We start from the raw sequence: 20,614 nt of genomic DNA on the forward strand, positions 1-20,614 counted from the left end.
TGTCTCCGCTCTGAGGTCGCCAGCCCCTCAAAACGAAGGCGGCGTAATCACCCAGATCACCACCGCGTCTACCTCACCAGGATTCCCATACCGATGCGGCTCCTGGCTCGAAAAGCTGAAACTGTCCCCTTCATTCAGCTGGAAATAACGCTCCCCCACCCACAGCTCAAAACTCCCCGACAGCAAATACCCAGCCTCTTCCCCTTCATGGCTGTAACTCTGCTGACTGTAAGTCCCGGGTGGAAACCGTGAGTGCAGCATTTCCAACTGCCGATTCGGCTGCGGCGTCAGCAGCTGATCCACAATCCCGTCCTCATAGTGCACGCTCATCCGAGTGTTCTTGCGCACCACAACGCCGTTGTCTTCAGGCGCTGTAGTGCCCTCGCTGGCAAAGAACCATTGGATGGTCACACCCAAACTGCGGGCGATATTGAACAGCGCAGGAATCGACGGATAAGCCAGATTCCGTTCCAGCTGGCTGATATACCCCGCCGTCAGCTCGCTCATCTGCGCCAGTTCCGCCAGGGTCATGCCCCGACGTTTACGCAACCCACGAATCCGTGTGCCGAGAAAATGCGGTTCTGCCGTGGCGCTGTCCTGTGTGGGCGTGCTGCTGGCAGGCGGCATCTTGCTGCTGTTGCTCATGGCGTGCTCCAAACCGGGGTGTGTAAAAGCCCCGGAGTATAAAACAGCCTCAAAGCGCCCAGGCGACTTTCAAACCTTCGTAGATGGCTTCTTCGGCGGTGCGCGGGGCGAGGCAGTCGCCGATGCGACGAAATTCCACCAGACCTTGCAGCTCGGCGCCGAGGGTGTCGACGGGTTGATGGCCCTGGCAGAGCACCAGTGTGTCGATGTTTTCGAAGAGCATCGGTTCGCCGCTGGCGGTGTGTTGCAGGTAGACGGTGTTGTCGTCGCAGCCGTAGAGGCGGGCGTAGGGGGTGATCGGGATGCCGAGTTTGTGCAGTTCGCCGGCCAATTGATCGCGCACGTACAGCGGCAGGTTTTCCCCGCAATGGGTGCCGTTGACGGCGAGTTGCACTTGGTGCCCGTCGCGTACCAGACGTTCGGCGATGCCGGGGCCGATCCAGTCGGCGCGCCAATCGACGACCACCACGGAACGACCGATTTGCACCTCCTCGCGCAGCACTTGCCAGGCGTCTACGACCTGCAATTCGCCGCCTCGCTCGAAGTCCGGCCAATACGGTTCGGCGCCGGTAGCGACGATCACCATGTCCGGCCGTTCGCGTTCGACCAGCGCCCGGTCGACGCGGGTGTTACGCACGACGCGCACCCCGGCCAGTTCCATTTCACGTTGCAGGTTGGTGCTGGCGCCGCCGAATTCGGCGCGTCGAGGCAGCAGTTGCGCCAGCAAGACCTGGCCGCCAAGTTGCGAGCTGGCTTCGTAAAGGGTCACGTCATGTCCGCGCTGGGCGGCCACCGCGGCAGCTTTCATCCCGGCCGGTCCGCCGCCGGCGATCATGATGCGCTTGCGTTGGGCCGCTGGTTGTCGCTGGCCGAAGATCAATTCACGCCCGGTTTCCGGGTGCTGGATGCAGGAAATCGGCAGGCCTTTGTGGAAGTGGCCGATGCAGGCCTGGTTGCAGGCGATGCAGGCGCGGACGTCTTCGACATGGCCAGTGTCGGTTTTGTTGGGCATTTGCGGGTCGCAGATCAGGGCGCGGGTCATGCCGCAGACGTCGGCCTGGCCGCGGGCCAGAATCAATTCGGCTTCTTGCGGCTGGTTGATGCGCCCGGTGACAAACAGTGGAATCGACAACCCGGCCTTGAACGTTCCGGCTTCCTTGGCCAGGTACGCGGCTTCGATCGCCATCGGCGGCACGATGTGCACGGCCCCGCCCAACGAAGCCGAGGTGCCGGCGACGATGTGCACATAGTCCAGAATCGGTTGCAGGGATTGCACGGCGGCCAGGGATTCGTCCTCGGTCAGCCCCTCGGGATCGCGTTCATCGGCGGAAATGCGCAGGCCGACGATGAAGTGCTCATCGGTGTTGGCGCGCACCGCCGCGATCACTTCCCGCAGGAAACGCAGGCGCTGTTCCAGCTCGCCGTTATAGCCATCGGTGCGACGGTTGACCCTGGGGTTGAGGAATTGCGCCGGCAGGTAGCCATGGCTGGCGACCACTTCCACACCGTCGATTCCGGCCTGGTACAGACGTCGGGCAGCGGCGCCGTAACCGGCGACGATCTCGTCGATCATCGCTTGATCCAGCGCACGCGGCATCACCCGGAAACGCTCGTTGGGCACCGCTGACGGCGAGTAGGCGACGGCCAGCAAGCCATCGCTGGACTCCATGATTTCCCGACCTGGATGGAAGATCTGCGACAGCACCACGGTGCCGTGCGCATGGCAACGTTCAGCGATCGTCCGATAGCCCTCGATGCAAGCGTCGTCAGTGGCCATCAGCACATGGGAGGTGTACCGCGCGCTGTCATGCACCCCGGCCACTTGCAACACGATCAGGCCGACGCCACCTTCGGCCCGAGCGGTGTGGTAAGCGATCAGTTGTTCGTTGACCAGGTTGTCGGTGGGCATCGAGGTGTCGTGACCGCTGGACATGATGCGGTTTTTCAGGCGTTTGCCACGCAGCTGCAAGGGTTCGAACAGGTGTGCAAAAGCGGGGGACGAGGTCGGCATGGGACGGTTACTCCAGGCAGGCTGCAGCCGAAAGGCCGGCTTTTTGGTGTTGTTATTATTTGCCTATAGAAATTTACCTGTAGTAAAAAATCAACTTGTTTTTTTACTGTGCCTCGCAGTAGATTCGTTTGGCGCCCGCACCTGGGGCGAACCTCACAACAATAAAAAAGGGCCACGCCGACGTTAAGTCGAGTGGCACCGGCAAGAGGAACCACTGATGAAATCGAATACGCTCAAGCACGGTTTTTATCCCTTGATGCTGTCCTTGGCCGTCAGCCTTGGCAGCGCTCAGGCAGCACCGGACATGGTGGTGGTGGGTTACGGCGGCGCCGGCCAGAAAGCCCAGGATGTGGCGTTCTTCCAGCCGTTCAGCATTGCGGATCGCAGCAAGCTGATTCAAAGCGAATACAACGGTGAGATGGCCCGGATCAAAGTGATGGTCGACACCGGCAACGCCGATTGGGACGTGGTGCAGATAGAAGGCCCCGACCTGATGCGCGGTTGCGATGAAGGAATGTATGAAAAACTCGATTGGAAAACCCTCGGTCGCGTCGAACAATTGATTCCCGACGCCGCGCAGCCGTGCGGTTCGGCAGCGCTGGTGTGGAGCGTGGCGATTGCCTACGACACGCAGAAGCTGGCGCAGGCTCCGACGTCGTGGGCCGACTTCTGGGATGTGCAGAAAACCCCCGGCAAACGCGGGCTGCGCAAGCGAGCTGTGTATAACCTGGAGTTCGCGTTGCTGGCCGACGGCGTGAAAGTCGAAGACGTTTATTCAGTGTTGAACACGCCGCAAGGTGTCGACCGGGCCTTCGCCAAGCTCACCGAGCTCAAACCCTACATCCAGTGGTGGGAAGCCGGCGCGCAACCGGCGCAATGGCTGACGGCCGGGGATGTGGTAATGACCTCGACGTACAGCGGACGTGTGGCCGCTGCCGCGCAAAATGGCAGTCCGCTGGGGCTGGTTTGGTCGGGCAGTCTGTATGGCATGGATTACTGGGCGATCATCAAAGGCTCGAAACATGTCGATCAGGCCAAGCGCTTTATCGCGTTCGCCAATCAGCCGGACGCGCAGGTCAAGTATGTCGAGCAGATCCCTTACGGCCCTACCAATACGCAAGCGGCAGCCAGACTCGACGGCAAACTCGCGCAATGGGTACCCACGGCGCCGCAAAACCTGAAAGGCGCGCTGTCGATGGACGTGGCGTTCTGGGTCGATCACGGCGAAGAACTCGAAGAGCGTTTTAATGCCTGGGCCAGCAAGTAGCCGCTGGCGGCTGGACGTTTCACCGCGTCCGGCCTTACTGTTTTGCGCAGTCGATCACCCTGGAGACCCACAACAATGAACGAGATCGCCCACCCGCTGCGCAGCACGACGGAACAGCATCTGCGCGAGGAACTGGCCGCCTGTTATCGATTGATCGCGCACTTTCGCATGACCGATCTGATCTTTACCCACATCTCGGTGCGACTGCCGGGGCCTGAGCATCACTTCCTGATCAATCCATACGGGCTGATGTTCGATGAGATCACCGCGTCGAATCTGGTGAAGATCGGCCTTGATGGCCGGGCCGTGGAGCCGTCGCCGTATCCTGTGAATCCGGCAGGTTTTGTGATTCACAGCGCCATCCATGGTGCCCGTGACGATGCGCAGTGCGTGCTGCACACCCACACCCGATCCGGCTGCGCGGTCGCGGCGTTGAAGTGCGGGTTGTTGCCGGTGAACCAGATCTCCATGGAGTTCTACGGGCGGGTGGCCTATCACGACTATGAAGGCGTGGCGCTGGACATGAGCGAGCAGCAGCGCCTGGTGCAGGACCTTGGCGACAAGCCGGTGCTGATGCTGCGTAATCACGGTTTGCTGACCGTTGGCCAGACCGTGGGGCAGGCCTTCTTGCGCATGTACTACCTGGAAAAAGCCTGTGAAATCCAGCTCGCTGCGCAAGCTGCCGGTGAGTTGGTCTTGCCGCCGAGCGAGGTGTGCGAACACACCGAACGTCAGTTCAATGATCCTGGCCGGCCGCTGGACGAAGGGGAGTTGAGCGACCCGGATGCCATGCAGTTGGCCTGGGCCGCGCTGTTGCGATTGCTTGAGCGGGTGGCGCCGGGTTATCGCGACTGACTGGAGACTTGCCACGCTCTTGTTGTACAGTCGTTCAGCCCGCGGCTTTCACCGCCGCGCCCTAATGATTGATCCACGGAGAGTGTCGCGCATGAGTCAGGAAGCCCGTTTTTCCCGCATGGAGCCGGAGTTGCGCAAGGCCAACCTGATCGAAGCCACGCTGGTTTGCCTCAAGCGCCACGGCTTTCAGGGCGCATCGATCCGCAAGATTTCCGCCGAGGCCGGCGTCTCGGTCGGGTTGATCAGCCATCATTATTCCGGCAAGGACGAATTGGTGGCCGAGGCCTACCGGGCGATTACTGGCAGGGTCATGGGGTTGCTGCGCGACGCCATGGAACACGCGGCACCCAGCGCCCGGGAACGCTTGTCGGCGTTTTTTCGCGGCTCGTTTTCAGCCGAATTACTCGACCCGCAATTGATTGATGCCTGGCTGGCATTCTGGGGGGCTGTACGCACGGCGGAATCAATCAACCTCGCGCACGAGCATTCCTACGGCGAGTATCGCGGCATCTTGCGTAAAGTCCTGACCGAATTGGCGCAGGAGGAGGGCTGGGAACACTTTGATGCCGACCTGGCCGCCATCAGCCTTAGCGCGTTGCTTGATGGTTTGTGGCTGGAGTCGGGACTCAACCCGGGCACCTTTACCCCGGAGCAAGGCATTCAGATTTGCGAAGCCTGGGTCGACGGCTTGCAGGCCGGCGGTCGTCAACGGTTTTGCGTTCAGACGACGGGCTGTTGATCGGTCGTTCAGCTGCCGATACTCTCTGGCGCCAAGGCAACAAAACACTCTAATAAGAAACACGCCTTCGGGCATACGCGGGACACCTAGCGATGACTCCTCGGGTACTGATCGTCGATGACGATCCGCTGATTCGCGAACTGCTGCATGCCTACCTGTCCCAGGAAGGTTATGACGTGCATTGCGCCGCCACTGCGGAGCTGGCCGAAACCTTTCTGGCGAGCCAGACGGTGGATCTGGTGATGCTCGATATCCGCTTGCCGGGCAAGGACGGGCTGACCCTGACCCGGGAGCTGCGGGTCCGTTCGGAAGTCGGGATCATTCTGATCACCGGGCGCAACGATGAAATCGATCGCATCGTCGGCCTCGAATGCGGCGCCGACGACTACGTGATCAAACCCCTCAACCCACGCGAGCTGGTGTCCCGGGCGAAAAACCTGATACGCCGGGTTCGCCACGCGCAGGCGCCCCAGCCGGTGGCGGCCATTGCAAAACCGGTCAAGCAATTCGCCGACTGGGCGCTGGACACCGATCGCCGACGGCTGATCGACGCCACTGGCAGCGAAACCCTGCTGACCCACGGCGAATACCAGCTGCTCAGCGTGTTCCTGCGCAACAGCGGCCACACGTTGAGCCGCGATCAGTTGATGGACCAGATCCGCAACCGCGAGTGGGTGCCCAATGATCGTTCCATCGACGTGTTGGTCGGACGTTTGCGGCGCAAGTTGCACGACGACCCGGCCGAGCCGCAGTTGATCATTACCATCCACGGTGCCGGTTACCTGTTCACCGCCAGCGTAGCGGCCTGACTCTTATGTGGCGGCTGTTTGCGCTGCTGCTGGGGGTGGTCGCCCACAGCACAATGGCGGCGGAAAAGATTCGCTATTGCGACTATCCGGTCTACCCGCCGATCTCCTGGAGTGACGGCAAGCAGGTGCGCGGCCTGGCCCCGAGCGTGGTGAAAAACCTCTTCGAGAAACTCGGCTATGAAGTCGACATCATCGTGCTCGGCAACTGGAAGCGCTGCCTGCTCGACGCCGCTGAAGGCCGGGTCGATGTGGTGTTGGCCTACAACACCGCACAACGTGAGCAGAGCATGATGTTTTCCACGGTGCCGGTGTTGCGTGAAGAGGTCGCACTGTTCATCAACCGCCAGCGTCCGGTGAAATTCGAGCGTCTGGAGGACCTGGCCCATTACCGTGGCGGGCTGCTGTTCGGTGAAAGTTATGGCGTGGAATTCGACCGCTTGGTCGCCCAGCACCAAAACATCGAGTGGGTCTCTGACAGCCGCCAGAACTTCGGAAAACTGATTCGCGGGCGCATCGACTTCATCACCTCGGAGCGACGCACCGGCGAGCTTTACGTCGAGAACCTGCCGGGCGCACAAGACATCGTCGCCTTGCCGACCTCCTTGAGCGTTGACTACCTGCGGATTGCGGTATCACGCCGTTCGCCACTGGCCAGCCGCATGCCGGACATCGATGCGCAACTCAAACGCATGGTCGATGCCGGGGAGGTCGAGCGTTTACTCGACGAAAGCGAAGTCACGTACCGTGACATGATCAACCTGCCGGCGAATTCGAAATGATCGGCGCACGGCCCGGGGGGCTGTTGCGGCGTCTGCTGTTGTTCATTCTGTTGTTCAGCCTGTGCTTCACCGTCCTGGCGAGCACCGTGCAGTTGTACTTCGAATACCGCCGCGAGATGCGCGAGATCGATTCGCGCATGGAGCTGATTCGCGCCGGGTATCTGGCCAGTCTGGAGCGCAGTCTCTGGGACTTGAACCAGGAGCAATTGAATGTGCAGTTACGCGGCCTGGTGGATTTTTCCGACGTGGCACGGGTGCATCTGATCAGCCCTGATTTCGATCTGCTGCATGGCAACGCGGAGCCGGTCGGGCCGTTGCGCATTGAGCGTTTTCAATTGGACTATCAACCGCCGTCCGGGCCGTTGCGGCATCTGGGCCAGTTGGAGGTCAGCACCGATCTGGGCGCCGTGCACCAGCGTTTGTATGCCACCGGTTTGACCAGCCTGTTATGGATGAGCGTGTTCTTATGCGGGCTGGCGGTGGCGCTGTCGGGGCTGTTTTACCGCTTGGTCACGCGGCACCTGCAAGTCATGGCCGAATTCGCCCGGCGCGTTGCCGCCGGTGACTGGCACGACCCCTTGCAGCTGGACAAGCGCCGTGGCGCCGACGAGGACGAAATCGACACCGTGGCCCATGCGCTGGACGACATGCGCCGGGCAATCCTCAGTGACATTGACCGCCGGGAAACCGATCGACTGGCCCTGCAAGACAACCGCGATGAACTGCTGCGAAGGGTCGAGCGCCGCACCGCCAGCCTGATGCGTGCCAAGGATGAAGCCGAAGCGGCCAACCTTGCGAAATCACGGTTCCTGGCGACCATGAGCCACGAACTGCGCACGCCGCTCAACGGCATCCTTGGCATGGCCGAATTGCTGCGTGACGCCCACTTGGATGAGCGCAACGGCAAACGTCTGGATGCGTTGTACAAGGCGGGCGAAGGATTGTTGTCGATTCTCAATGAAGTGCTGTATTTCGCTCGATTGGAGGAGGGCGTCAGCCACCCGGAACCGGTCGACTTTTCCCTCCAGCGGTTGCTCGACGAGGTGCTGACGCTGTTGGAACCGCGCGCGCTGAGCAACGACACGACGCTGCACTGCCGGATGGATCCGCAAGTCGCGGGTCGCCACCGCGGCGCCGAACAATTCTTGCGTCAGGTATTGAGCAACTTGCTGGCCAACGCGATCAAGTTCACCGAAGGTGGAGAGGTCAGAGTCGAGGTCGTGCTGCTGGCTCCCAACCCGCAACAGACCGGGCAACGGCTGCGCCTGAGCGTGACGGACAACGGCATCGGCATTGCGCCGGCGGTGCAGGATAAGATTTTCGAGCGCTTCACGCAGGCCAGCGAGGAGGTGGCGCAACGTTTCGGCGGAACCGGTCTCGGATTGGCCATTTGCAAACATCTGGTGGAGCAGTTGGGCGGGCAGATCGGTGTTGAAAGCCAGGTCGGGCAGGGCAGCTGTTTCTGGTTTGAAGTGACGTTGCAACCGTCGACCGGCACCACCGAGGTGGCGTCAAGCAGCGAACCCGGCAGGTCACTGAAGATTCTGGTGGTCGAGGACGTGGCGCTGAACCGTGAAGTGGTCAGCGGCTTGCTGCAACGGGACGGGCATCAGGTCTGGCTCGCCGAAGACGGCGAGCAGGCGCTGATGCAATGCGCCGGGCAGACGTTCGATTTGATCCTGCTCGACGTGCACCTGCCGGGCATCAGTGGCGTCGAGTTGTGCACATTGATTCGCGGCACCGAAGGCCCGAACCGCCAATGCCGAATCTTCGCCCTGACCGCCAGTGTGCAGCCGGCGCTGGTGCGCGGTTATCTGGATGCCGGGATGGACGGCATTCTCGCCAAACCTCTGAAACTCGACAATCTGCGTCAGGCCCTGGCCGGGCATTCACCCATACCCACGCCGCAGCCTGTTGACGAGGCAATGGATTGGCCGTTGCTGGACACCCACCGCACCTTGCTCGGTGAACAGAAACTCCAGGGATTGCTGGCGGTGTTGCGCGATTCGATCAGCCAGCATCGCGAAGCGCTCACGGAAGCGATCGAGGCCGACGATTGCACCGAAGTCGCTCACTTGGCGCATCGCTTGGCCGGCAGCAGCGACTCATTGGGCTTTCGTGCATTGGCCACTGTGCTGCGCGCGCTGGAAGAGGCTGCGCTGGTCAACGACGAATCAAGGTTGCGGATATTGGCACCGCAGGTTCACGCGCACTTGCAGCATTCGCAACAGACGCTGACCGACCTGCTGCACCCCTGACATACAAGTTCGTTACGACTTTTTACAACTTCGAGCGTTAAGGTCAACGGGAGCTTACATGGCCTTCCAATAATCGAGATAACCGCCACAGCGCGGTCTTCGAAGCTTATTGGAGATAATAATAATGAACCGCCGTAAAGCTGATCCCTCCTCGCGCCAAGCGCACCTTGCTGATGGGGTGCGGACATGAGCGAATCTATCGAACGTAATGGCATCCACCTGACCCGCGCTTTAAAAAGCCGACACATTTTCATGTTGTCACTGGGGGGCGTGATCGGCACGGGGTTGTTTATGGGCTCCGGAGTGACGATCAATCAGGGCGGGCCGGTGGGGGCGATTCTCGCTTACCTGGTCGCCGGTTTCCTGATGTACCTGGTGATGGTGTGCCTGGGCGAATTGTCCGTGCAAATGCCGGTGTCCGGCTCGTTTCAAACCCACGCGACCAAGTTCATCGGGCCGGCCACCGGCTTCATGATCGGCTGGGTGTACTGGATGAGTTGGGCGACCACGGTGGGCCTGGAGTTCACGGCGGCAGGCATGCTGATGGAACGCTGGTTTCCAACCATTCCGATCTGGTACTGGTCGGCGCTGTTCGTGGTGGTGCTGTTCGGCCTGAATGCGTTGGCCACACGCGCTTTTGGTGAAGCGGAATACTGGTTTTCCGGGATCAAGGTCGCGGCGATCCTCGGGTTTATTGTGGTCGGCGTGCTGGTGATTTTCGGCGCGATCCCACTGACCAGCGGTGCACCGGCACCGATGATGACCAACCTGATCGGCGATTCGCTGTTCCCCAACGGTTTGTCGGCGGTGTTCGCAGTGATGATGACCGTGGTCTACGCCTTCCAGGGCTGCGAGATCATGGGCGTGGCCGCCGGCGAAACCGATCAGCCGGAAAAAAGCATCCCGCGTGCCGTGCGCAACGTGGTGTTTCGCGTGTTGATTTTCTATGTGCTGGCGATCGTGGTGCTGTCGGCAATCGTGCCGTGGCAGCAGGCCGGGTTGATGGAAAGTCCGTTCGTGCAAGTGTTCGACATGGTCGGCATTCCTTATGCGGCTGACTTGATGAACTTTGTGATTCTTACGGCGATTCTGTCGGTGGGTAACTCGGGCCTGTATGCCTCTACGCGCATTCTGTGGGCGATGTCCAAGACCGGCATGGCGCCGAAAAGCCTGTCGCCGTTGAGCAAGCGCGGCGTGCCGTTGCGGGCGCTGAGCATCACCTTGTGCTTCGCGCTGGTGTCGTTGATGACCAGCTTCGTCGCGGCGGACACGCTGTTCATGGTGTTGATGGCGGTGAGCGGCATGTCGGGCACGGTGACCTGGATCGTGATCGCGCTGGCGCAGTACAAATTCCGCAAGGCTTACCTGCGCGATGGCGGCAAGCTCAGCGACTTGAAATACCGCGCGCCGTGGTTCCCGCTGTTGCCGCTGACATGCATTGCGTTGTGCTGTTCGCTGTTCGTGTTCCTGGCATTGGATGAAACGCAGCGCCCTTCACTGTATTGGGGCTTCGGGTTTATCGCGGTGTGCTACGCCGCGTACTTCCTGACTCAACGCAAGCGCCAGGCGGTGCTGGCACCGAGCTTGCCGACGGCGTAGCGGTACACGCCAAGACAAAACCCCATGGGAGCAAGCCGTGGCGAGAGGATCAATCCCCTTGCCACAGCTCGCTCCCATCGTTGTTTTTGGCGGGTTACGCGCTGTAGGCAGTTGTTCAAAGTTGTAACAGCGCAGTCGTCGCATGGCTGGATGTCAGAACTTAAACCAACAAAATCAATTACTTACTAAGTAAGAGCAGCTGTTACAGCCCGTTCTTCAGCCAATTGCCGTCTTGCTGAACACTCGTTTAGTATTGCCCTAAGTCGCACCACCTCACGCCAAACACAATAATTCGAGGATTCGCATGACTACTCACATTTCTCTGCTGTGCCAAGTAAAAGCCGGCGTGGCCTGGATCACCCTCGATCGCCCCGATCAGCGTAATGCGCTGGACATTCCGACCCTGAAAAACCTGCACGCCGTGCTCGATGAGTTCAACGCCGATCCCTCCGTTCGGGTCGTGGTGCTGACCGGCAGCGGCCGCAGTTTCTGTTCCGGCGCGGATCTCGCCGAGTGGGCCGATGCCGAAGCCCGTGGCGCCCTCGAAAGCTACGGCTGGACCGAAACCGCCCATGCATTGATGAGCCGTTTGTACAGCCTGGAAAAACCGACCATCGCCGCCATCAACGGCACCGCCGTCGGCGCCGGGATGGACCTGACGCTGTGCTGCGACCTGCGCATCGCCGCGCAATCGGCGCGCTTCAAGGCCGGCTACAACAGCATGGCCTACTCGCCGGACGCCGGTGCCAGCTGGCATCTGCCGCGCCTGATCGGCACTGAACAAGCCAAGCGCCTGCTGTTCCTCGACGAGTTGTGGGGCGCCGATCGTGCCTTGGCCGCCGGTCTCGTCGGCGAAGTCTGCGCCGATGAACAACTGCACGACGTGACCACCGAATTGGCCACGCGCCTGGCCAACGGCCCGACGTTCGCTTTCGCCCAGACCAAAAAACTCATGCGCGAAGGCGCCCAGCGCAGCCTGCCGGAGCAACTGCAAGCCGAGCTCGCCGCCGGCCTGCTTTGCGGTCGCAGCACAGACGGCGCCGAAGCCTTGCGCGCCGCCATCGAAAAACGCCCGGCACACTTCAGCGGCCAATAGGCCCGATGACTGGCCTCGTACACCTACTCAGCACATGAACAACAGGTAGCCCCATGAATTTCCAACTGACCCAAGAACAAGACATGTTGGTGGACGCGGTACGCAGCTTTGTCGCCAAGGAACTGCTGCCTCATGAGGAAGCGGTCGACCGCGCCGACGAAGTCTCCCCGGAGCTGGCGGCACAGATCCGTGGCAAGGCGATTGCGGCAGGTTTCTATGCCTTCAACATGCCCGAAGAAGTGGGCGGTGGCGGCCTCGATTACCTGTCCCAGGCGCTGATCGAGCGTGAACTGTCCAAGGTTTCGTGGGCGCTGCATGTGTTTGTCGCGCGGCCGTCGAAAATCCTCATGGCCTGCACCGGCGAGCAGATCAACGACTACCTGCTGCCGTGCATCCAGGGCGAGAAAATCGATTGCTTCGCGCTGACCGAGCCGGGTGCCGGTTCCGACGCCAACGCGATCAAGACCCGTGCCGTGCGCGACGGCGATGACTTCATTCTCAACGGCAGCAAGCACTTCATCAGCCACGCCGGTCACGCCGATTTCGCCATCGTTTTCGCGGTCACCGACACCTACGAACACAACGGCAAACAGCGCAACGCCGTGACGTCGTTCCTGGTCGACCGAGACACGCCGGGCATGACCATTCGCCGGGGTCCCAAGTGCGTGAGCAACCGCGGTTATCACACCTTTGAAATGTTCTTCGACGACTGCCGCGTTCCCGCCAATAAAGTGCTGGGGGAAGTGGGCAAGGGCTGGGACGTGGCCAACGCCTGGCTCACGGCCGGACGGGTGATGGTCGCCGCCAACTGCGTCGGCCAGGCGCAACGCGCGCTCGATGTGTCGCTGCAATGGGCCGCCGACCGCAAGCAGTTCGGCCAGCCGATCGGCACCTACCAGGGCATCTCGTTCAAGCTCGCCGACATGGTCACGCAGATCCGCGCCGCCGAACTGCTGACCTTGCACACCGCCTGGAAAATGGACCAGGGCACCATGACCGACGGCGAGGCTGGCATGGCCAAGTTGTTTGCCAGTGAAGTGCTCGGCAAGGTCGCCGATGAGGCGGTGCAGATTTTTGGCGGCATGGGCCTGATGGACGAATGCCCGGTGGAACGCATCTGGCGCAACGCGCGGATCGAGCGCGTCTGGGAAGGCACCTCGGAGATCCAGCGCCACATCATTTCCCGCGAATTGCTGCGGCCACTGTTGCGCTGACCGGTCGGGAGAATGGCTATGTCGCAAACGATTCGTGACAACCTCAAACGCATGCTCGCACCGCGCCACCTGGCGTTTATCGGTGGCCGCAGCATGGCCCGCGCGCTCAAGCGCTGCGCCGAAGGCGGTTACCTTGGCGAGATGTGGCTGGTCAATCCGCAGCACGACAGCCTTGAAGGCGTGCCGTGTGTGCGCCGTATTGCCGAACTGCCGTGCGGCCCGGACGCGGTGTTCATCGCGACCAACCGCGAGCTGACCCTGACCTGCGTTGCCGAACTGGCCGCCAAGGGCGCAGGCGGGGCGATCTGCTACGCCTCCGGGTTCGCCGAAACCGGTGCCGAGGGCCAGGCTTTGCAGCAACAATTGCTCAAAGCCGCCGGCCACATGGCCTTGCTCGGCCCCAACTGTTACGGCCTCCTCGACTACTTGCACAGCTCCGCGCTGTGGCCGGTGGCCCATGGCGGAAAACCGGTGGAGAAGGGCGTCGCCGTCCTGACCCAAAGCGGTAACTTTGCCTACAACCTGTCCATGAGTGACCGCTCGCTACCAGTGGCCTACATGGCGTCGGTCGGCAATCAGGCGCAACTGGGCATCGCCGAATTGATGGACGTGTTGCTCGATGAGCCGCGCGTCACCGCCATCGGCTTGCACCTCGAAGGCCTGAAAAACGTCCCGGGTTTCGCCCGCGCGGCGCACAAGGCATTGGAGAAGGGCATTCCGATCATCGCCTTGAAAACCGGCGTGTCGCAGATCGGTGCCGAGCTGGCGCTGAGTCACACAAGCTCGCTGTCCGGTTCCGATGCGCTGTACGACAGTCTGTTTGCGCGCCTCGGTGTGATCCGCGTCAGCGGCCCGGTGAGTTTCGTCGAAACCTTGAAAGCGGCGGCGTGCGGCAAGTTGCCGGCGGGCAACAGCCTGATCGCACTGGCCTGTTCGGGAGGCGATGCCGGGCTGATTGCCGACTACGCCGAGCGCAACGAGCTGAGCTTGCCGAAACTCGACGAAGGCCAGCGCGATGAGCTGGCGCAAGTGCTGCCGAGCTACGCCAATCTGGTCAATCCGCTGGATTTCACCACGGCGATCTGGGGCGACGGCGAAGCCTTGAACCACATGCTCGACAGCGCCCTGCGCACCGAAGCCGATGCGGCGATGCTGGTGCTCGATTACCCGGCCGAATTTACCGGCGAACGCAAGGAATGCGACCTGCTGCTGGAGCTGTTCTGTGCAGCGCTGATCCGCCACGGCAAGACCGGTTTTGTCACCTCGGCTTTCCCGGAATTGCTGCCGGCCCACGCTCGCGAACGTCTGCATACCCAAGGCGTGGCGGCGTTGCAAGGCGTCGAAGACGGGCTGGCCGCGTGGGGGCGGATTGCTGGCTATCAACGCAACCGTCAGGCGCTGCTGGCGCTCGGTGAATCAGTGCTGGTGCCGCACTGCCCTCAGGCGCTGGAAGGCGAAGGTCGCTTGCTCAATGAATGGGATTCGAAAAAAGCGTTGCGCGCCTTCGGCCTGCAGACGCCCAACGGCGTGTTGAGCTCACCGGACGAGGCGTTGAGCGACGCCAACGCGCTGGGTTATCCGTTGGTATTGAAAGCGGTCAGCTCCCAACTGCCGCACAAAACCGAAGCCGGCGCCGTGGCGTTGAACCTCAAGGACGGCGCCGCTCTGAACGCTGCCCTGGAAAAAATGCGCGCCAGCCTCGTCGATTACGCGCCGCACGTGCCGTTCGATCAGGTGCTGCTGGAGCCCATGGCCAAGCCGCCGTTGGCCGAGCTGATCGTCGGCATCAAACGCGAAAACGACTTCGGCCTGGCCCTGGTCATCGGCGCGGGCGGAGTTCTGGTGGAGTTGCTCAAGGACAGTCGCAGCCTGTTGCTGCCCACCACCGATGGCGCCATTCGCCAAGCGTTGCTCGGCCTGCGCAGTGCCGCGTTGCTGCAAGGTTTTCGCGGTCGCCAAGTGGCGGATCTGGACGCGCTGGTGGCGGCGATTCGAGCGGTGGCCGATTACGCCTGCGAGAACGCCGGGCAGTTACTGGAACTTGATGTGAACCCATTGTTGGTCGGTGCCGATGGCACGACTGCGGTCGATGCGTTGATTCGCCTCGGCCACGAGTGAGGACTTGAATATGCAAAGCACAACATTGACCGGCGGCCAGGCCCTGGTCCGCCTGCTGGCCAACTACGGCGTCGACACCGTATTCGGCATCCCCGGCGTACACACGCTGGAGTTGTACCGTGGCCTGCCCGGCAGCGGCATTCGCCATGTGCTGACGCGCCATGAGCAAGGCGCCAGTTTCATGGCCGACGGCTACGCCCGAGTCAGCGGAAAACCGGGTGTGTGCTTCATCATCACCGGGCCGGGCGTGACCAATGCCGCGACCGGCATCGGCCAGGCCTATGCCGACTCGATTCCGATGCTGGTGATATCCAGCGTCAACCACACCGCCAGCCTTGGTAAAGGTTGGGGGTGCCTGCACGAAACCCAGGACCAGCGCGCAATTACCGCGCCGATCACGGCGTTTTCGGCGGTAGCGCTCAGCGCCGAAGACCTGCCTGAACTGATCGCCCGTGCCTACGCGGTGTTTGACAGTGAGCGTCCGCGCCCGGTGCACATTTCCGTGCCGCTCGACGTGCTGTCGGCAAAGGTCAGCCGCGACTGGAGCAATGAAGTGGTGCGTCGCCCGAGCCGTGGCGTACCGGCCGCTACGGCGCTGGATCAGGCCGTGGCCAAACTGCAAAGCGCCAAACGGCCGATGATCATCGCCGGCGGTGGCGCATTGAATGCGCAGCAGCAAGTGCATGAACTCAGCACCCGACTCGCCGCGCCGCTGTTTACCAGCGTGGCCGGCAAAGGCCTGTTGCCGCCGGATGCACCCCTCAATGCCGGCTCGACCCTGTGCGTCGAGCCGGGCTGGCAACTCATCGTCGAGGCGGACGTGGTGCTGGCCGTTGGCACCGAAATGGCCGACACCGATTTCTGGCGCGAGCGTCTGCCGCTGAATGCCGAGCTGCTGCGCGTGGACATCGACCCGCGCAAGTTCAACGATTTCTACCCGTGCGCGGTGGCGCTGCAAGGCGATGCGCAACACACCCTCGCCGCGTTGCTGGAACGTCTGCCGCCCGCCAACCGCGATGCCAGTGCAGCGATCGCGTCCGTCGCAGCGCTGCGTGAAGCGGTGCAAAACAACCACGGTCCCTTGCAGTCGATCCATCAAGCGATACTCGAACGTATCGCTGCGGAGCTGCCGGACGATGCCTTCATCAGCACCGACATGACCCAACTGGCCTACACCGGCAACTACGCCTTCAACAGCCTGGCACCACGCAGCTGGTTGCATCCGACCGGCTACGGCACGCTGGGTTATGGTTTGCCGGCGGGCATCGGCGCCAAGTTCGGCGCGCCGCAGCGGCCGGGTCTGGTGCTGGTTGGCGACGGCGGTTTTCTCTACACCGCGCAAGAACTGGCCACCGCCGTCGAAGAGCTGGACAGCCCGCTGGTGGTGTTGCTCTGGAACAACGACGCGCTGGGGCAAATCCGCGACGACATGATCGGGCTGGATATCGAGCCGATTGGCGTGCTGCCGCGCAACCCGGACTTTGCCGCCCTGGCCCGTGCGTTCGGTTGCACGGTGAGCGAGCCGCAAAGCCTGGCCGAGTTGCAAACCGACTTGCGCCACGGCTTCAAGCGCAACGGCGTGACCCTGATCGAACTCAAGCACGCGTGCGCGCAGTGACTCCAATTTTGTAAAAAGGATACCGCCATGCGCTTTTCCGATCTGACTCAACGCATCGCCGGTGACGGCGCTGCCGCCTGGGACATTCACTACCGCGCTTTGGCGCTGAAAGAGCAGGGCGAAGACATTCTGCTGCTGTCAGTCGGCGACCCGGATTTCGACACCCCGGTGCCGATTGTGCGGGCGGCCATCGACAGCCTGTTGTCCGGCAACACCCACTACGCCGACGTGCGTGGCAAACGCGCACTGCGTGAAAGCATCGCCCGGCATTACGCCAAACGCAGTGGCGAGCACGTTTCGGCGGAGCAGGTCACCGTGCTCGCCGGGGCGCAATGCGCGTTGTTCTGCGTGGCGCAGTGCGTACTGAATCCGGGCGACGAAGTGCTCGTCGCCGAGCCGATGTACGTCACTTATGAAGCCGTGTTCGGTGCCTGCGGTGCGGTGGTGATTCCGGTGCCGGTGCGTTCCGAAAACGGGTTTCGGGTGTTGCCCGAAGACGTCGCCACCCGCATCACGCCGCGTACCCGGGCGCTGGCACTGAACAGTCCACACAACCCGTCCGGCGCCAGTTTGTCGCGCAGCACTTGGCAGGCGCTTGCAGATTTATGCATCACCCACGACCTGTGGCTGATTTCCGATGAGGTCTACAGCGAGTTGCTGTTCGACGGCGAACACATCAGTCCGGCGAGTTTGCCGGGCATGGCCGAGCGCACCGCGACACTCAACAGCCTGTCGAAATCCCACGCCATGACGGGCTGGCGCATCGGCTGGTCAATCGCGCCACCGGCGCTGGCCGAGCACCTGGAAAACCTCGCGCTGTGCATGCTCTACGGTTTGCCGGACTTCGTGCAGGACGCCGCCGTCGTCGCGCTGGAAAGCAACCTGCCGGAACTGGACACGATGCGCGAAGCCTATCGCCAACGCCGCGATCTGGTCTGCGAGTGCCTGGCCGACTGCCCCGGCGTGCGGGCCTTGAAACCCGATGGCGGAATGTTCGTGATGGTCGATATCCGCGACACCGGGCTCAGCGCCCAAGCGTTTGCCGACCGCTTGCTCGACCGTCATGGCGTGTCGGTGCTGGCCGGTGAAGCCTTCGGTCCGAGCGCCGCCGGGCATATTCGCCTGGGACTGGTGCTGGGCGCAGAACCCTTGCGTGACGCCTGCCAGCGAATCACCCGTTGCGCCACTGAACTGATGGAAGCCCATGTCTATGCATAACCACAAGACGCTGTTTATCGATGGCCGCTGGCAGACCCCGTCGGGGCAGGGCATCGCCGAGGTCATCAATCCGGCCACTGAAGAGGTCGCAGGTTCGGTGCCGCTGGGCGATGAGCGCGATGTCGACAACGCGGTGGCTGCGGCGCGCCGGGCCTTCGGTCCATGGTCGCGGACGCCGTCGAGTGTTCGCGCCGGTTACCTGCGTGCTCTCGCCGACCAGTTAAGTGCCCGGGCCGATGAAATGGCAGCGGTCATCACCACCGAGTTGGGGATGCCGGTGCAATGGTGCCGTTCGGTGCAGGTCGACGGGCCCATCATCGGCCTGGAGCAATACGTCGAACTCGCCGGCTTGATGGATGAAGTGCGCGAGGTCGGTAATTCGCTGGTCATCCGCGAGGCGGTCGGTGTGTGCGCCTTCATCAATCCGTGGAACTACCCGCTGCATCAACTGATCGGCAAGCTCGCGCCGGCTTTGGCCGCCGGTTGCACCGTGGTGGTCAAGCCGAGTCAGGAAACGCCGTTGCATGCCTTTTTGCTGGCGCAGATGATCGAAGCGATCGGGTTGCCGGCCGGGGTCTTCAACCTGGTCAGCGGACCGGGCTCGAAGGTCGGCGAAGCGCTGGCCAAGCACCCGGACGTGGACATGGTGTCGTTCACCGGTTCCACCGGTGCCGGGGTTCGCGTGGCGCAAGCGGCGGCGCCTTCGGTGAAGCGCGTGTGCCTGGAACTGGGCGGCAAGTCGCCGCTGTTGATTGCCGAGGATGCCGATCTGGCTGCCGCCGTGCGCTACGGCGTGCAGGACGTGATGATCAACTCGGGGCAGACCTGCACCGCGTTGACCCGAATGTTGCTGCCGGCCAGTCGTTACGCCGAGGCCGTGGAACTGGCGATTGCCGAAACCCAAAGTCTGCGCATGGGCGATCCGCTGGACCCGCAGAGTTTCCTCGGGCCGATGTGCTCGGCGGCGCAGCGGCGCACCGTGCATGACTACATTCAGGCCGGACAACAAGAAGGCGCGCGGCTGGTTTTCGGCGGCGAAACAGCGCAAGCGTTTGAACGCGGTTACTACGTCAGCCCAACGCTGTTCGCCGATGTCGATAACCGCATGCGCATCGCCCAGGAAGAAATCTTCGGCCCGGTGCTGTGCCTGATTCCCTACACCGATGAAGCGCAAGGGATTCAGATCGCCAACGATTCGCCGTTTGGCTTGTCCAGCGGTGTCTGGGCCGGCAGCACCGAACGCGCCTTGCAACTCGGGCGTCAGTTGCGTGCCGGGCAATGCTTTCTCAACGGCGCGGCGTTCAATTATCAGGCGCCGTTCGGCGGCTACAAACAGTCAGGCAATGGCCGGGAATGGGGAGAAGAAGGGCTCAATGAATTTGTGGAAGTGAAGGCGATCCAGGTGTGACCGTTGACGGTTCAAACGATCTGCGCACGGTTATCGCCCACCCATAAAACCTGTAAACGTTTAGGAAATTGCCATGAAAGTCTTGATTGTCCACGCTCACCCGGAGCCGAAATCCTTTACCGCCGCCCTGCGTGACCAGGCGGTGACGACGCTTGAGGCTCAGGGGCATGAGGTCCGGGTCAGCGACCTGTACGCGATGAACTGGAACCCGGTGGCCAGTGCCGATGACTTTTCCTCGCGGGAGAACCCCGAGTACCTGGTGTACGCGCTGGAGCAACGGCTGGGGGTGAAGAGCCAGTCGCTGGCGCCGGACATCCAGCAAGAACTCGACAAACTGCTGTGGGCTGACTTGCTGATCCTGAACTTCCCGATTTTCTGGTTCTCCGCCCCGGCGATACTCAAGGGCTGGATTGATCGGGTGTTGGTGTCGGGTATTTGCTACGGCGGCAAACGTTTTTACGACCAGGGCGGATTGAGCGGCAAGAAGGCGCTGGTTACCGTCACCCTGGGCGGCCGTGAGCATATGTTCGGTGATGGCGCGATTCATGGTCCGCTGGAGGATATGTTGCGGCCGATCCTGCGCGGCACGCTGGCCTATGTCGGGTTTGACGTGCTCGAGCCGTTCGTGGCCTGGCATGTGCCGTACATCAGTGACGAAGCACGCAAAGATTTCCTGCAGGGTTATCAGCAGCGTCTGGAGCATCTGAGTGATGACCGGCCGATGCAGTTTCCGCGCTTGTCGCAGTTTGATGAGGCGTTGTATCCGTTGCCTGGTTGAAAGGGGCTTTTGGCGGGGGCTTGAGGGTGTGTTTTCCGGCCCCATCGCGAGCAGGCTCGCTCTTACAGAGGGTTTGTGTACGCCACAGATCTCCTGTGGGAGCGAGCCTGATCTGGTCAAGTAATCCCGGACACCAGTTACGGTGTTTATGCCGCTTTTAGCTCCATAGCTATTGGCGACAGGTAGTTGTTGTAGCTGTGGA

General features: G+C 61.9%; 16 protein-coding genes. 14 read left to right on the forward strand and 2 right to left on the reverse strand.

Going from position 1 to position 20,614, the window contains the following annotated elements; translation table 11 throughout:
* Window positions 1-27: 27 nt before the first annotated feature.
* Both FBY01_RS11190 and FBY01_RS11195 read right to left on the reverse strand, forming a co-directional pair.
* Window positions 28-627, reverse strand: coding sequence for a cupin domain-containing protein (locus FBY01_RS11190; RefSeq protein WP_145307572.1), 600 nt, complete (start codon window positions 625-627; stop codon window positions 28-30).
* A 67-nt stretch (window positions 628-694) separates the two neighbouring features.
* A complete protein-coding gene (locus tag FBY01_RS11195) occupies window positions 695-2,656 on the reverse strand; it encodes an FAD-dependent oxidoreductase (protein ID WP_145307377.1) in 1,962 nt (653 codons plus the stop codon).
* A gap of 217 nt (window positions 2,657-2,873) precedes the next feature.
* On the opposite strand from FBY01_RS11195, the gene FBY01_RS11200 reads away from it, so the two are divergent.
* The 14 genes from FBY01_RS11200 to FBY01_RS11265 all read left to right on the forward strand — a co-directional run bounded on the left by FBY01_RS11200 (window position 2,874) and on the right by FBY01_RS11265 (window position 20,412).
* Window positions 2,874-3,923 carry an ABC transporter substrate-binding protein gene (locus FBY01_RS11200; protein WP_145307375.1) on the forward strand — a complete coding sequence of 350 codons (1,050 nt, stop codon included), beginning with the start codon at window positions 2,874-2,876 and terminating at the stop codon, window positions 3,921-3,923.
* A 75-nt stretch (window positions 3,924-3,998) separates the two neighbouring features.
* The gene (locus FBY01_RS11205) at window positions 3,999-4,778 is read left to right on the forward strand and encodes a class II aldolase/adducin family protein (RefSeq protein WP_083374819.1); all 780 of its coding nucleotides are present in this window, start codon (window positions 3,999-4,001) and stop codon (window positions 4,776-4,778) included.
* Window positions 4,779-4,869: 91 nt separating this feature from the next.
* A complete protein-coding gene (locus FBY01_RS11210) occupies window positions 4,870-5,517 on the forward strand; it encodes a TetR family transcriptional regulator C-terminal domain-containing protein (RefSeq protein WP_010462200.1) in 648 nt (215 codons plus the stop codon).
* Window positions 5,518-5,609: 92 nt separating this feature from the next.
* Window positions 5,610-6,326, forward strand: coding sequence for a response regulator (locus FBY01_RS11215; protein WP_010462198.1), 717 nt, complete (start codon window positions 5,610-5,612; stop codon window positions 6,324-6,326).
* A 5-nt stretch (window positions 6,327-6,331) separates the two neighbouring features.
* The gene (locus tag FBY01_RS11220) at window positions 6,332-7,105 is read left to right on the forward strand and encodes an ABC transporter substrate-binding protein (protein ID WP_010462196.1); all 774 of its coding nucleotides are present in this window, start codon (window positions 6,332-6,334) and stop codon (window positions 7,103-7,105) included.
* Window positions 7,102-9,363, forward strand: coding sequence for an ATP-binding protein (locus FBY01_RS11225; RefSeq protein WP_145307373.1), 2,262 nt, complete (start codon window positions 7,102-7,104; stop codon window positions 9,361-9,363). Before FBY01_RS11220 ends, FBY01_RS11225 begins: the two co-directional genes overlap by 4 nt.
* 186 nt (window positions 9,364-9,549) lie before the next feature.
* Window positions 9,550-10,962 (forward strand): amino acid permease, encoded by a 1,413-nt coding sequence (locus FBY01_RS11230; protein WP_010462192.1) that lies wholly within the window; start codon window positions 9,550-9,552, stop codon window positions 10,960-10,962.
* Between the two features lie 304 nt (window positions 10,963-11,266).
* Window positions 11,267-12,058: an enoyl-CoA hydratase/isomerase family protein gene (locus FBY01_RS11235; protein ID WP_145307371.1), complete on the forward strand. Its 792-nt coding sequence runs from the start codon at window positions 11,267-11,269 to the stop codon at window positions 12,056-12,058.
* Window positions 12,059-12,111: 53 nt separating this feature from the next.
* Complete coding sequence (locus FBY01_RS11240) at window positions 12,112-13,272, forward strand: acyl-CoA dehydrogenase family protein (protein ID WP_010462188.1); 1,161 nt, start codon at window positions 12,112-12,114, stop codon at window positions 13,270-13,272.
* 18 nt (window positions 13,273-13,290) lie between these two features.
* Complete coding sequence (locus tag FBY01_RS11245; RefSeq protein ID WP_145307369.1) at window positions 13,291-15,390, forward strand: acetate--CoA ligase family protein; 2,100 nt, start codon at window positions 13,291-13,293, stop codon at window positions 15,388-15,390.
* Between the two features lie 10 nt (window positions 15,391-15,400).
* Window positions 15,401-17,008, forward strand: coding sequence for a 5-guanidino-2-oxopentanoate decarboxylase (locus FBY01_RS11250; protein WP_145307367.1), 1,608 nt, complete (start codon window positions 15,401-15,403; stop codon window positions 17,006-17,008).
* Between the two features lie 27 nt (window positions 17,009-17,035).
* Window positions 17,036-18,226 (forward strand): pyridoxal phosphate-dependent aminotransferase, encoded by a 1,191-nt coding sequence (locus FBY01_RS11255; RefSeq protein WP_145307365.1) that lies wholly within the window; start codon window positions 17,036-17,038, stop codon window positions 18,224-18,226.
* Entirely contained in the window at window positions 18,219-19,634 is a 1,416-nt protein-coding gene (locus FBY01_RS11260; protein WP_010462179.1) for an aldehyde dehydrogenase family protein, read from the forward strand. The genes FBY01_RS11255 and FBY01_RS11260 overlap by 8 nt, the downstream gene beginning before the upstream one ends.
* 73 nt (window positions 19,635-19,707) lie before the next feature.
* A complete protein-coding gene (locus FBY01_RS11265) occupies window positions 19,708-20,412 on the forward strand; it encodes an NAD(P)H-dependent oxidoreductase (RefSeq protein ID WP_145307363.1) in 705 nt (234 codons plus the stop codon).
* The last annotated feature ends 202 nt before the right edge of the window (window positions 20,413-20,614 follow it).

Source organism: Pseudomonas sp. SJZ077, from assembly GCF_007993905.1.
Lineage (GTDB): Bacteria > Pseudomonadota > Gammaproteobacteria > Pseudomonadales > Pseudomonadaceae > Aquipseudomonas > Aquipseudomonas mandelii.